The 12,763-nt window shown below is 65.0% G+C and carries 9 protein-coding genes and 1 tRNA gene; 4 read left to right on the plus strand and 6 right to left on the minus strand.

The genetic code is table 11. From position 1 onward, the window contains the following. Nucleotides 1-313 precede the first annotated feature (313 nt). A complete protein-coding gene (locus tag ACU4E7_RS09835) occupies nucleotides 314-1,021 on the minus strand; it encodes a LytR/AlgR family response regulator transcription factor (protein ID WP_447021400.1) in 708 nt (235 codons plus the stop codon). Then, nucleotides 1,009-2,115 (minus strand): sensor histidine kinase, encoded by a 1,107-nt coding sequence (locus ACU4E7_RS09840; protein ID WP_447021401.1) that lies wholly within the window; start codon nucleotides 2,113-2,115, stop codon nucleotides 1,009-1,011. Before ACU4E7_RS09840 ends, ACU4E7_RS09835 begins: the two co-directional genes overlap by 13 nt. 341 nt (nucleotides 2,116-2,456) lie before the next feature. Here ACU4E7_RS09840 and ACU4E7_RS09845 point away from each other — a divergent pair, with 341 nt between their 5' ends. Genes ACU4E7_RS09845 through ACU4E7_RS09855 form a run of 3 tightly spaced genes read left to right on the plus strand, consistent with a single transcriptional unit; the run spans nucleotide 2,457 to nucleotide 8,599 of the window. Continuing rightward, nucleotides 2,457-4,007: a type I restriction-modification system subunit M gene (locus ACU4E7_RS09845; RefSeq protein WP_447021402.1), complete on the plus strand. Its 1,551-nt coding sequence runs from the start codon at nucleotides 2,457-2,459 to the stop codon at nucleotides 4,005-4,007. Beyond that, nucleotides 4,004-5,170, plus strand: coding sequence for a restriction endonuclease subunit S (locus tag ACU4E7_RS09850; protein ID WP_447021403.1), 1,167 nt, complete (start codon nucleotides 4,004-4,006; stop codon nucleotides 5,168-5,170). The genes ACU4E7_RS09845 and ACU4E7_RS09850 overlap by 4 nt, the downstream gene beginning before the upstream one ends. A gap of 9 nt (nucleotides 5,171-5,179) precedes the next feature. After that, nucleotides 5,180-8,599 (plus strand): DEAD/DEAH box helicase family protein, encoded by a 3,420-nt coding sequence (locus ACU4E7_RS09855; protein ID WP_447021404.1) that lies wholly within the window; start codon nucleotides 5,180-5,182, stop codon nucleotides 8,597-8,599. Nucleotides 8,600-8,827: 228 nt separating this feature from the next. Here the strand turns inward: ACU4E7_RS09855 and ACU4E7_RS09860 are convergent, their stop codons facing one another. The 4 genes from ACU4E7_RS09860 to ACU4E7_RS09875 all read right to left on the minus strand — a co-directional run bounded on the left by ACU4E7_RS09860 (nucleotide 8,828) and on the right by ACU4E7_RS09875 (nucleotide 12,193). After that, nucleotides 8,828-8,992, minus strand: a complete 165-nt coding sequence (locus ACU4E7_RS09860) for a hypothetical protein (protein ID WP_447021405.1) — start codon at nucleotides 8,990-8,992, stop codon at nucleotides 8,828-8,830. Nucleotides 8,993-9,139: 147 nt separating this feature from the next. Next, a tRNA-Ser gene (locus ACU4E7_RS09865) sits at nucleotides 9,140-9,229 on the minus strand. Between the two features lie 397 nt (nucleotides 9,230-9,626). Further along, nucleotides 9,627-10,475 carry a 2,3,4,5-tetrahydropyridine-2,6-dicarboxylate N-succinyltransferase gene (dapD, locus tag ACU4E7_RS09870; RefSeq protein ID WP_447021406.1) on the minus strand — a complete coding sequence of 283 codons (849 nt, stop codon included), beginning with the start codon at nucleotides 10,473-10,475 and terminating at the stop codon, nucleotides 9,627-9,629. 92 nt (nucleotides 10,476-10,567) lie between these two features. Next, complete coding sequence (locus ACU4E7_RS09875; RefSeq protein ID WP_238119212.1) at nucleotides 10,568-12,193, minus strand: peptide chain release factor 3; 1,626 nt, start codon at nucleotides 12,191-12,193, stop codon at nucleotides 10,568-10,570. A 59-nt stretch (nucleotides 12,194-12,252) separates the two neighbouring features. Between ACU4E7_RS09875 and ACU4E7_RS09880 the strand changes: the two genes are divergently transcribed. Further along, nucleotides 12,253-12,705: a hypothetical protein gene (locus tag ACU4E7_RS09880; protein WP_238119214.1), complete on the plus strand. Its 453-nt coding sequence runs from the start codon at nucleotides 12,253-12,255 to the stop codon at nucleotides 12,703-12,705. The last annotated feature ends 58 nt before the right edge of the window (nucleotides 12,706-12,763 follow it).

A 12,763-nucleotide genomic window follows, 5' to 3' on the forward strand; every position in this document is an offset into this window, starting at 1 on the left:
AAGTCCCGTTCTTCGCGACGCCCCGCCCGGCGTGGCTTCAAGTGAGGGATGAATGGAGTGTGGATGAAGATCTCAGCTCCATTCCGGCATTGATCTTCAGGTGAACGGTGGATGGCGGCTCAACATGCGCATCGGTCATCCATGCTCCGTCTCCAAACCTCTGCGTGACGGTTGATCCGGCTGCAATGACATGACGCATGTCGTGGGTGGCCGCCGTCTGCCGGCCATTGTTCCGCGCATGCGCGCACCGACAAGCGTCATTCGATGAGCCTGCCGGAATCCTCGATGAAACGGCGCATGGGGCGCTAAAGGCTCAGGCGGGCCTGCTGGTCGCCTCACGGAGCCGCCGCGCGGCCGCGCGACCGAGGGCGAGGGGGCGCGTCTCGGCCCCCAGAATGACCTGAACCCGCCCGCCGTCCGCGTTTTCCACCCGACGCACTTGCGCGAGATTGACGATGACGGAACGGCTGAGGCGGCGAAACGGCGGGTCGGGCAGCTCGCTCTCGAACTGGCCGAGGAGACGGCAGACCAGGAGATCCTTGTCCTCGCTGACATGGATGCGGGTGAAGTCGCCTTCCGCGGCCAGCGCCAGGATCCGGGCATGGGGCACCAGCACCTGCCGGCCGGGCAGCGTGAGCCGCAGCTTGTCCTCGCGATCGGCGGTCGGGCCACGGCGCAGGCGCAGGCGCTGCAATGCCAGCGCCAGCCGTTCCGGCTCCACCGGCTTCATCAGGAAATCCGTGGCCGCCACGTCGAACGCTTCCACCGCATAACGGCTGTAGGCGGTGACGAACACCACCTCGGGCGCGGGGGCGAGGGCGCGAAGGGCTTCAAAGCCCTTGCCGTCGCCCAGCTCCACATCGAGAAAGACCACGTCGGGCCGGATCGCGGCAAGGGCGGCGCGCGCCTCGGCGAGGCTTGCCGCCTCGCCGGCCACGATCACATCCGTATGGGCCGCCAGGAGGCGCTTCAGGCTGCGGCGGGCCGGCGGCTCGTCGTCCACCACCATCACCCGTAGCATAGGGACCCCTTCAGGCTGATGCGGGCCACCACCTGCGGCCCCTCCTGTGCGACGGCGAAATGATGTCGTCCGGGATAATGCAGCTCCAGCCTGCGCCGGATGTTCGCCAGCCCGAGCCCGGCGGGGGACCGCGCCCCGGGCGCATAGGTGCCGGGGTTGGCGACGGTGATGGACAGCACATCGCCGTCGACCCGCGCCTCCACCTTGATCCGCAGCGGTGCGCCGGTGCGGGGACGCAGGCCGTGCTTGGTGGCGTTCTCCAGCAGCCCCTGGAGAATGAGGTGGGGCACGCGAAAGTCCGCAGCCTCGGCCGCCAGCGCCACCGTGCAGGTAAGGCTGCTGTCGAACCGCAGTTCCTGGATCCGCAGGTAAGACCGCGCTGCCTCGATCTCGTCGGCGAGGCGGCAGGCCGAGCGATCCTGATGATCCAGGCAATACCGCATGTAGCTGGAGATCCGGCGCACCATCTCCAGGGCGATGTCCGGCCGCTCGGGGATCTCCGCCGTGACCGTGTTGAGCGCATTGAAGAGGAAATGCGGATCAAGCTGCACCCGCAATTGCTGCAGCTCCGCCCGCGCCGCTGCCGATTGCGCCTCGGAGCGGCGCAATTGCTCATTGCGTGCGGCGAGGTCCGCCGTCAGCCAGAAATAGCCCAGCGCCCAGCCGAGGAAGATGGCGGTGTAGTAGAGCATGGGCACGATGCGCCCGCCGAACGCCCTCTGGAATTCCCCGGTGGAGAAGGCGAGCGCGCGCAGGCCCTCGGCGGCGGCCATCTCGATGGCGCCGCCGGCCAGGGCGGCCAGCACCACCAGTGGAATGAGCTTCAGGCCGGGAAACTGCGGCCGCGGCTGGCGCCGCAGAAGCGCATGGGCGATGCCCGTGAGGCCGAAGCCGATGCTGTCCAGAACCAGGGTGAGAATGACCGCATCGAGCAGATTGCCGAAGAACACCGCCCGCGTGGCGATGCCCAGCATGGAGATCAGCAGCCAGGCCGCCAGATTGGCCTGCCAGAAGCCGGAGATGCGCGCCAGCAGCGGCCGCCGGAGCGGGGCGGCGCGGGGGGCCTCGAAGGCGTGGTCGTCGGTGGCCGTCATCGCTTCTATGGTCTCGCGCCGTTTCGCTCGCATCGTCCCGAGCGCGCGCCTCGGGCCGCAGGATGTCAGCAAAAGATCGCCCGGTCACGTGACCAGGCGGCATGGCCCCGGGGCAAGACATCGCCCGCGGGGCTGGACGTGGCAAGCCTCAGCAAGCGGCGCGTCCATGGGCACCACCCAAGCGTGTTTCATCAAGTCACCCGATACCGCCTCACAGGGCCATGTGAGGCGGCGGCATGGCGACGCGACAAGATGTGCAGCGTTGCCCGGTCGGCTTTGCCGTTGCGGTTCCGCTCGCTAATGTCACCGGCTGAAACGGTGAATCTGCAGGGACGTGTCGCGTGCTGACAGGCGAATTGAGAACCAGGATCGACGCCATCTGGAACGCATTCTGGGCGGGCGGCATCGCCAACCCGATCGAGGTGATCGAACAGATCACCTACCTGCTCTTCATCCGCGGCCTGGACGAGCTCCAGACCCGCGAGGAGAACAAGGCCGCCATGACGCGCAAGCCCATGGGGCGCGTCATCTTCCCGGCGGGGGTCTATCGCAAGGACCGTGACGGCGCCGACGTCACCTATGACGAATTGCGCTGGTCGCGGCTGAAGAATGCCGAGCCGGCCCGCATGTTCACGCTGATGGCGGATTTCGTCTTCCCCTTCCTGCGCGAGATGGCGGAGGAGGGCACCGCCCATGCCGAGCACATGAAGGGCGCGCGCTTCACCATCCCCACCCCCGGCCTGCTCACCAAGGTGGTGGACATGCTGGCGGAGATCCCGCTGGAGGACCGCGACACCAAGGGCGACCTTTATGAATACATGCTGGCGAAGATCGCCACCGCCGGCCAGAACGGCCAGTTCCGCACGCCGCGCCACATCATCCAGCTGATGGTGGAACTGACCGCGCCCACCCCGAAGGACGTGATCTGCGATCCGGCGAGCGGCACCTGCGGCTTTCTGGTGGCGGCGGGGGAATATCTGCGCGAGCACCATAAGGCTCTGTTCCGCGATGCCGCGCTCAACCGGCATTTCCACACCGGCCTATTCCACGGCTACGATTTCGACCAGACCATGCTGCGCATCGGCTCCATGAACATGCAGCTGCACGGGGTGGACGGAGCCGACATCCGCTATCGGGATTCGCTGGCCTCCGGCCATGCGGACGACAAGGACAAATATTCGCTCATCCTCGCCAATCCGCCGTTCGCCGGCTCGCTGGACTATGAGACGACGAGCGCGGACCTGCTTTCCATCGTCAAGACCAAGAAGACCGAGCTTCTGTTCATGGCGCTGTTCCTGAAGCTCCTGAAGCCCGGCGGGCGGGCGGCGGTGATCGTGCCGGACGGGGTGCTGTTCGGCTCCTCCACCGCGCACAAGGCGATCCGCCGGATGCTGGTGAAGGACCACAAGCTCGATGCCATCGTGAAGCTGCCCTCGGGCGTGTTCCGGCCCTATGCCGGCGTGTCCACGGCCATCGTGCTGTTCACCAAGACCAATTCCGGCGGCACCGACCAGGTGTGGTTCTACGATGTCGCGGCGGACGGCATGAGCCTCGACGACAAGCGCCAGATGCTGGTGGACGAGGAAAAATTCGGCCCGGTGCCGCAGGCGGCGCTGAGCGTCGAGGAGCACGCCAAGAACAACCTGCCCGATGTGGTGGCCCGCTGGAGGGAGCGCGCCGGCGCGGAGCGGCAGAACCCGCGCACGGCGCAGAGCTTTTGCGTGAGCGCGCAGGAGATCGCCGCGGCGGACTACGATTTGTCCCTCAACCGCTACAAGGAGGTGGTCCACGAAGCCGCCGAGCACCGCCCGCCCAAGGAGATCATCGCCGAATTGCTGGCGCTGGAGGAGGAGATCGCGGCAGGGCTCAAGGAGCTGGAGGCGATGCTGTGAGCGTGCGGATGGTTCCGATAGGCGATGTCATTGACAGGGTTTCTACTTGGAATCCTGCAAACGCCGCTGACGACGAATTCGATTATATTGACCTCAGCGCAGTCGATCAGGACTGCAAACTCATCTCTGGATGCAAGCGAATTCTCACGGTTGAGGCTCCCAGCCGCGCGCGACAGCTTGTGCGAAAGGGAGACGTCCTTGTCTCGACTGTCCGTCCAAATCTGAATGGCGTAGCGAAGGTTCTGGATGAGCACGATGGAATGACGGCTTCGACAGGTTTCTGTGTCTTGAGGCCCAAGGAAAGACGGCTAGATGAGAGTTATCTTTTCCATTGGGTGAGGAGCCCCTCATTCGTGCGTGGGATGGTTCAACAAGCCACCGGTGCGAGCTATCCAGCAGTCAGTGATCGAATAATAAAGGCATCGGAAATCCCCCTCCCGCCCCTCGATGAGCAGAAGCGGATTGCGGCGATCCTGGACAAGGCCGATGCGCTGCGGCGCAAGCGCCGGCAGGCCCTCGCCCTCCTCGACAGCCTCACCCAGTCGATCTTTCTGGAGATGTTCGGGAGGGCCAACTCTGCGTATCCAACGGTTCGCTTGGCGGACATTACTCATCGAATAACTGACGGCGTTCATCAAAAGCCGACTTATACAGAAGTTGGCGTGCCATTTATATCGGTTAAAGATATTACAACCGGAATTCTTTCTTTCGATAAATGTAAATTTATAAGCTTAGAAGATCATAAAAAATATACAAAACGCTGCAAACCAGAAAGGGGTGATATTTTGTATACTAAAGTGGGAGTCACATATGGCCGCCCAGCGATCATAAATACAGATGATGAATTCTCAATATACGTTAGTGTATCATTAATTAAGCCGGATCGCACCCGGATTCGCCCTAAATTTCTGAATGCGTTAATGGCAACGGATTTGGTCAAATCACAAGCTGATAGGTGCATCAAAGGCATTGGCGTTCCAGATTTGCATTTGGACCAAATCCAAAGATTTCAAATTCCACTCCCTCCATTGTTGGAGCAGGTGGAGTTTGAAAAGGTGGTAGATAATCTGGAATTGATATCCAATCCGAGCGCAAGCTCTCTGGACGTTCTGGATTCGGCGTTCGCCTCCCTCCAGCATCGCGCCTTCACCGGACAGATCTAGGACCCGCCCATGTCCAATTTCGCCTTCCTCGCCAGCGAGTTCCCGGAGATCTTCGACAGCGCGAAGAAGGCGGAAGGCTATGTCATCAGCGATCCGCGCTCGGCGGCCTTCTATGCGCGGCGCACGGTGGAGCTGGCCGTGCAATGGGTCTATCGCAATGATGGCGCCCTCACCTTTCCCTATGACGATCGCATCTCGGCGCTCATCCACGAGCCGAGCTTCAAGGCCCGCGCCGGGCAGGCGGTGTTCACCAAGGCGAAGCTCATCATCTCCATCGGCAACCGCGCCGTCCATGAGGCCCGCGACACCCCGGCCAAGGACGCCGAGGGGTCGGTGCGCGAATTGTTCCATCTGTGCTTCTGGCTGGCGCGCACCTATGCCAAGGCCCCGCCGCCGGACACCCTCGCCTTCGACCCGGCCCAGCTCACGCAGCGGGACGATCTGGTCCGCAAGGCGTTCAGGGAGCTGACCCGCCTCAAGGCCGAGATGGAGGCGAAGGACCACGCCTTCGCCGCCCTGCTGCGCGACAAGGGTGATCTCGACGCCGAGCTCAAGGCCGCCCGCGCCGCGCGCGACGCCATCCGCAAGGCCAATGCCCAGCGGCCGGACACCCACGATTATTCCGAGGCGGAAACCCGCGACCGCTTCATCGACCTCCTGCTGAAGGAGGCCGGCTGGCCCCTCGACCAGGCGCGCGACCGGGAGTTCCCCGTCACCGGCATGCCCAATGCCGAAGGCAAGGGCTTCGTCGACTACGTGCTGTGGGGCGATGACGGCAAGCCTTTGGGGCTGGTGGAGGCCAAGCGCACCCGCCGCGGCGAGCATGAGGGCCGCCAGCAGGCCAAGCTCTATGCGGACGGCCTGGAAGCGCAGTTCGGCCAGCGCCCGGTGATCTTCACCACCAACGGCTACGATCACTGGATGTGGGACGATGCCAGCTATCCGCCGCGCAAGGTCTCCGGCTTCTACAAGAAGGATGAGCTTGAGCTTTTGATCCAGCGGCGCACGGCGCGGCTGCCCCTTGCCGGCGTGCCGGTCAACCGCAAGATCGTCGAGCGCTATTACCAGGAGCGCGCTATCGCGCGGGTGAAGACGGCGTTCGATGCCGCCCGGCAGCGCAAGGCGCTCCTCGTCATGGCCACCGGCTCAGGCAAGACGCGCACGGTCATCGCCCTCATCGACGTCCTGATGCGCGCGGGCTGGGTGAAGCGGGTGCTCTTTCTGGCCGATCGCGTGGCGCTGGTGAACCAGGCCGCGCGCGCCTTCAAGGCGCATCTGCCGGATTCCTCGCCGGTCAATCTGGTGACCGAGAAGAACGCCGCGGGGCGGGTCTTCCTCTCCACCTACCCGACGATGATGAACCTCATCGACGAGCGCAAGGGGGAGGCCGCCCGCTTCGGCCCCGGCCATTTCGACCTCGTGGTGATCGACGAGGCGCACCGCTCCATCTACCAGCGCTATGGCGCCATCTTCGACTATTTCGACAGCCTGCTGGTGGGGCTCACCGCCACGCCGCGGGACGAGATCGATCGCAACACCTTTGGCCTGTTCGACCTCGAGGAGGGCGTGCCGACCGACGCCTATTCCCTCGATCAGGCGATCGGCGACGAATGGCTGGTGCCGCCCGTCGCCGTCTCCGTGCCCCTCCACTTCCTGCGCGCGGGCATCCACTACGACGAACTGTCGGAGGCGGAGAAGGACCAGTGGGACATGCTGGAGTGGGACGAGGAGGATGGCGACCCGCCCGACAGCGTGGAGGCGGAGGCGGTCAACAAATGGCTGTTCAACGCCGACACCGTGGACAAGGTGCTGGCCCATGTGATGACCCATGGGCTGAAGGTCGCGGGCGGCGACCGCATCGGCAAGACCATCATCTTCGCCAAGAACCAGGCCCATGCGGAGTTCATCGAACAGCGCTTCAACCGGGCCTATCCCCACCTCGCCGGGCACTTTGCCCGCGTCATCACCTTCAAGACCGAATATGCGCAATCGCTGATCGATGATTTCTCGAAGAAGGACAGCGCGCCGCACATCGCCATCTCGGTGGACATGCTGGACACCGGCATCGACGTGCCCGAGGTGGTCAATCTCGTCCTGTTCAAGCTGATCCGCTCCAAGACCAAATTCTGGCAGATCATCGGGCGTGGCACGCGGCTCTGCCCGGACCTGTTCGGTCCTGGCGAGGACAAGGAGTTCTTCCGCGTCTTCGACTATTGCCAGAATCTCGAATTCTTCCGCCAGAACCCCAAGCCCGACGATGGCACGAACGCACGTTCCCTCAGCGAACGGCTGTTCGCCGCGCGGTTCGACCTCATCCGGGCACTGGATGAGAAGGCGAAGCTCTCCGCGTCGTCGGGCGTTGCCGAGGAGGGCGCCCCCTATGACGCCGGCCCTGAAGCTGCCCCGGACGAACGGGAGATCCGCGCTGCAGCGCTGGATTTCCTGAAGGCCTATGTGGCGAGCATGACGCTCGACAATTTCGTCGTGCGCGCCGAGCGCAAGCTGGTGGAGAAGTATCAGGCGCCGGAGGCCTGGGAGACGCTCACCGATGCCATGCGCGAGGAACTGATCGCGCGCGTCGCGCCCCTGCCCAACGGCCTGAAGAGCGAGCCTGAAGAGGCCAAGCGCTTCGATCTTCTGATGTTCAATCTGGAGATTGCGCAACTGACGGGGGCGCGGCGCTTCGATCAGCTCAAGGCGCAGCTTGTCGAGATCGCCTCCGCCCTCGACGAGCAGACAGCGATCCCCGCCATCGCCGCTCAGCACGCGCTCATCCTCGATATCCTGTCCGATATCTGGTGGCAGGGCATCACGGTGCCGCTGCTCGAAGTGGTGCGTCTTCGCCTGCGGGGTCTCGTGCATCATATCGAGCGGCGCCGAAAGGCGATCGTCTACACCAATTTCGAAGATCGACTGGGAGAGGCGACGGAGCTGGATCTGCCGCAGGTCGGGGAAGTCGATTTCGCACGGTTCAAGCGCAAGGCCCGCCACTTCTTGCGCGACCATGAAGATCACATCGCCATCGCCAAACTGCGACATGGCAAACCGCTGACCGAGACCGACATCGCGCAATTGCGGCGGATGCTGCTCGACGCCGGCGTGGGCGAAAGCCAGCATATCGAAGCGGCCAGCGCTTTGGCGCACGGCTTTGGTCTCTTTCTGCGCACGCTGGTGGGGCTCGACCGCCATGCGGTCGCCGAACGGTTCAGCGAGTTCCTGGCCGATGCGGCGGCCACCGCGCAGCAGATCGAGTTTCTCGACATGGTCATCGAGCACCTGACTGCGAACGGTTCGATGGATCCGGGCCTTTTGTATGAAAGCCCGTTCACGGACATCGCGCCGAGTGGGCCGGAGCAGGTCTTCACCCTTCAGCGCGCGCAGAAGCTGGTGACGATCATCAACGATCTCAATGCGAGCGCCGTCGGTTGAATTTTCGACGATCGCATACTGCGGGCAATGCAGGCCGAGCCTGTTTGGCTATCCTCACACCGTATTCCGCTGCGAGTTATGCCAGCCGCAGAATGGCTAAGCCCACCTCCCAACGTTCAAAACGACAGCCGGAATAGCGTCATTGATAGAGGGCTTGCCTGATTTTGTAATGGTCACGTCTTCGAGCGCTCGATTGCCAATGAGCTTGGACTTCCCGTAGGTGGCGGATCATGGCTCTTTGAAATTCGCCAGCAGTTCCGATAGCGGATCCGCGGAATGAGCTGCTGCCAGTTTGGTGGACCACGGGTTAAGGTGGAGACCACCCCCGTCGGTCAGCTTGTAGGGCTTTTCGGCCGCCTTGGCTTTGCGGATCCACATGTCTGTGAGCGGCATTCGGCGGCCTCCCCCTTTACCCGGTTTTTACCCGGGATCGACTGCGCTCTAGCGCGATATCGTGAGGTGCCCGGCCGTCGATATGTCGCGCAAATCAAGCGCTGGCACGGCTTCTGATGGGATCTAAGATGGGGCGAGATTGAGGGATGGCGGAGAGAGAGGGATTCGAACCCTCGATACGGTTGCCCGTATACACGCGTTCCAGGCGTGCGCCTTCAACCACTCGGCCACCTCTCCAGCCGCACCGGCAGGCCGGCGCAAAATGTGTGAATGACCCATCGTTCGACGATGCCGTCGCCCGGTGATCATCCCGTCATGGCGGTGTTTCACCGACATGACGTCGCCAGGCGCTTCCAATCAGATCTTGGGTGAGCAGCAGCGCCGGTTGATGCGCTGCGTCCTGGCGAGGCCGCGGAATATACAGGCTCAGGGCCGTCGCGCAAGCGGGATTCGCGCGCCCTCCGCCACGCCATGCACAGCTGCGTCGGTGCATCGTCGCGGCCGGCATCCGGCACTGGCGTGCGGAGCCTCGCGCCCGTTCGTCCGTGCGCCGCCCGCTGCCCCACTCCGTCTTGCGGACGTGGCACGGCGCGGGCGCGGCGGCACCCCGGCGAAGGGGGCCGCCGCCGGTTTGTCAGTCGCGCAGGAGGTCGTTGATGGAGGTCTTGGAGCGGGTCTGTGCGTCCACGCGCTTCACGATCACGGCGCAATAGAGCGAGGGGCCGGGCTGCCCGTTGGGCAGCGGCTTGCCGGGCAGGGAACCGGGCACCACCACCGAATAGGCCGGAACCTCGCCGATGAAGACCTCGCCGGTCTCGCGGTCAATGATCTTGGTGGAAGCGCCGATGAACACGCCCATGGAGAGCACCGAGCCCTGGCGCACCACCACGCCTTCCACCACCTCGGAACGGGCACCGATGAAGCAGTCGTCCTCGATGATCACCGGGCCGGCCTGCAGCGGCTCCAGCACGCCGCCGATGCCGACGCCGCCCGAGAGGTGCACGTTCTTGCCGATCTGGGCGCAGGAGCCCACCGTCGCCCAGGTGTCCACCATGGTGCCCTCGCCCACATGGGCGCCGAGGTTCACGAAGGAGGGCATGAGCACCACATTGGGCGCGATGTAAGCGGAGGCGCGAACGATGGCGCCGGGCACCGCGCGGAAGCCGGCGGCGCGGAATTCCGCCTCGCCCCAGGAGAGGAACTTGGAGGGCACCTTGTCCCACCAGTGGGCGCCGCCGGGGCCGTTGCCGATGGCCACCATGTCGTTGAGGCGGAACGACAGCAGCACCGCCTTCTTCAGCCACTGATTCACCGTCCAGCTGCCATCGGCCTGGCGCTCGGCGACGCGGGTCTTGCCGCTATCCAGAAGGCTGAGGGCGGTGTCCACGGCCTGGCGCACCTCGCCCATGGTGGTGAAGCCGATTTCGGCGCGCTTCTCGAACGCCGCGTCGATGATGGTTTCAAGCTGGGCGAAGTCAGACACGGGTTTCCTCCAAGGGACGGATTGGCGGCGAGCGACGGCCGGGCTGCGGCCGGCCGGATGGATCGAAGAGGCGGAAGAGGGGAAGGAGGCGCTCAGCCCCGTTCCTTCACCGCCACGAATTTGAGCTTGGGCCATTCCTCGATGGCGCGGTCCAGCACCCACTGGCTGCGGGCGAGATAGACCGGCGCGTCATCGCGGTCGCGGGCGGTGGAGGAGCGGTTCGCCTCCATGAAACGCTCCACCTCGGTGCGCTCGCCGGTGATCCAGCGGGCGGTGACGAAGGAGGTGGTCTCGTAGCGGATCGGCACGCCGTATTCCTTCTCCAGCCGCGCCGCCAGCACGTCGAGCTGCAGCGGGCCCACCACGCCGACGATGGGGGCGGGATCGGACACCGGCTTGATGACCTGCACCACCCCTTCCTCGGCCATGTCCTGCAGCGCCTTCAAGAGCTGTTTGGCCTTCATGGGGTCGGCCAGCAGCACCCGGCGCAGGATTTCAGGGGCGAAGTCGGGCAGGCCCTCGAAGCGGATGGTCTCGCCCTCGGACAGGGTATCGCCCACCCGCAGCATGCCGTGGTTGGGAATGCCGATGATGTCGCCGGCCACCGCCTCATCCACCGTCTCGCGCTCCTGGGCGAAGAAGAAGATGGGGTTGGCAATGGCCATCTGCCGCTTTTCGCGGGCATTGAACAGCTTCATGCCGCGCTTGAAGCGGCCCGAGCAGAGGCGCACGAACGCCACCCGGTCGCGGTGGTTGGGGTCCATATTGGCCTGGACCTTGAAGACGAAGCCGGAGACCAGGTCCTCGCCCGGCTCCACGGTGCGCTCGCCGGCGGCGCCGCGGGGCTGGGGGCTGGGGCCCACGGCGCCGAGCCCCTCGAGCAGCTCGCCGACGCCGGCTTCCTTCAGCGCGCTGCCGAAGAAGACCGGGGAGAGGTGACCCTCGCGGAACGCTTCCAGATCGAACGGCGGCAGCACCCCGAGCGCCAGGGTGAGGCTCTCAAGGGATTCGGTGAGAATGCGCTCTTCCACCCCGTCGAGGCCGATCAGGTCCTCGGGTGTATTGAACGGCACCTCGCGCACCAGCGGCCCGCCGCGCTCGGTGGCAAGGCGCGCCACCTTGGCGGTGATGTCGATGAGGCCGCGGAAATCGACGCCGAGGCCGATGGGCCAGGTGAGCGGTGTGAGATCCAACGCCAGGGTGGAGGAGACCTCATCCATCAAGGCGATGGGGTCGAGGCCCTCGCGGTCCACCTTGTTGACGAAGGTGAAGATGGGAATGTCGCGCAGGCGGCAGACCTCGAACAATTTGCGGGTCTGGCTCTCGATGCCCTTGGCCACGTCGATCACCATCACCGCCGCGTCCACCGCCGAAAGGGTGCGGTAGGTGTCCTCGGAGAAGTCCGAGTGGCCGGGGGTGTCGAGCAGGTTGAAGACGATGCCGTCCTTTTCGAACGTCATCACCGAGGAGGTGACGGAGATGCCGCGCTGCTGCTCGATCTCCATCCAGTCGGAACGGGTGCGGCGGCGCTCGCCGCGCGCCTTCACGTGGCCGGCCATGCGGATGGCGCCGGAGGCAAGCAGCAGCTTTTCCGTCAACGTCGTCTTACCGGCGTCCGGATGGGAGATGATGGCGAAGGTGCGCCGGCGGGCATAATCGGGCAGGGCGTCCGGTCTGGCGGCCGCGCGCGCCGCGCCATGGTCAGGGGTGTGGAGCATGGCGGCTATATAGTGCGAAACCGGCCGCCGATAAACGGCCAACGCAAGGGAGCGGGGTGATGACGCGCAAATTTGGGCGGATAAGGGCGGGACAGGGCGCCGGCGGCGCGGGACTGCTGCCGCGCACCGCCTGCCTGCTGGTGGCTGGGCTCGCGTGGGGCGTCGCCCCCGCGGCGGCGCTGATGCCGCCTTATGTCTATGAAAATGCGCGGCGGGATGCCGCCAGTGTCATCGTGCTGGAGGTGCAGGGCGTGACGCCGCCCACGGAAGGCTACGGCGCCTGTCGGGTCACGGGCGTGGTGCGACAGGTGGAGCGGGGCACCACGCTGCAGCCCGGTGCACGGGTCGTGCTCGATGTTCCTTGCGTCGAGCCCGGCGCGCAGCCCCCCATCGGCGGCACCATTTACCAGGCGGTGCCTACCCTGGCCGCCTCGCGCTTCGGCCGCGCCTGGCTCGATGGCGCCGGCCGGGTGGTGCAGTCACAATACCAGGTGCTGACGCAACTGCCGTGAACGCCCGGTCGGGGTGCCACAAGGGCACGGTTCCTGCTTGAGGGGAGGGCAGGGGACC

Source organism: Xanthobacter sp. ZOL 2024 (genome assembly GCF_052932325.1).

Coding starts and splice junctions, on each gene's coding strand:
- ACU4E7_RS09835 (WP_447021400.1), bottom strand. CDS start 1,021: ATGCTACGGGTGATGGTGGTGGACGACGAGCCGCCGGCCCGCCGCAGC.
- ACU4E7_RS09840 (WP_447021401.1), bottom strand. CDS start 2,115: ATGACGGCCACCGACGACCACGCCTTCGAGGCCCCCCGCGCCGCCCCG.
- ACU4E7_RS09855 (WP_447021404.1), top strand. CDS start 5,180: ATGTCCAATTTCGCCTTCCTCGCCAGCGAGTTCCCGGAGATCTTCGAC.
- ACU4E7_RS09860 (WP_447021405.1), bottom strand. CDS start 8,992: ATGCCGCTCACAGACATGTGGATCCGCAAAGCCAAGGCGGCCGAAAAG.
- ACU4E7_RS09875 (WP_238119212.1), bottom strand. CDS start 12,193: ATGCTCCACACCCCTGACCATGGCGCGGCGCGCGCGGCCGCCAGACCG.
- ACU4E7_RS09880 (WP_238119214.1), top strand. CDS start 12,253: ATGACGCGCAAATTTGGGCGGATAAGGGCGGGACAGGGCGCCGGCGGC.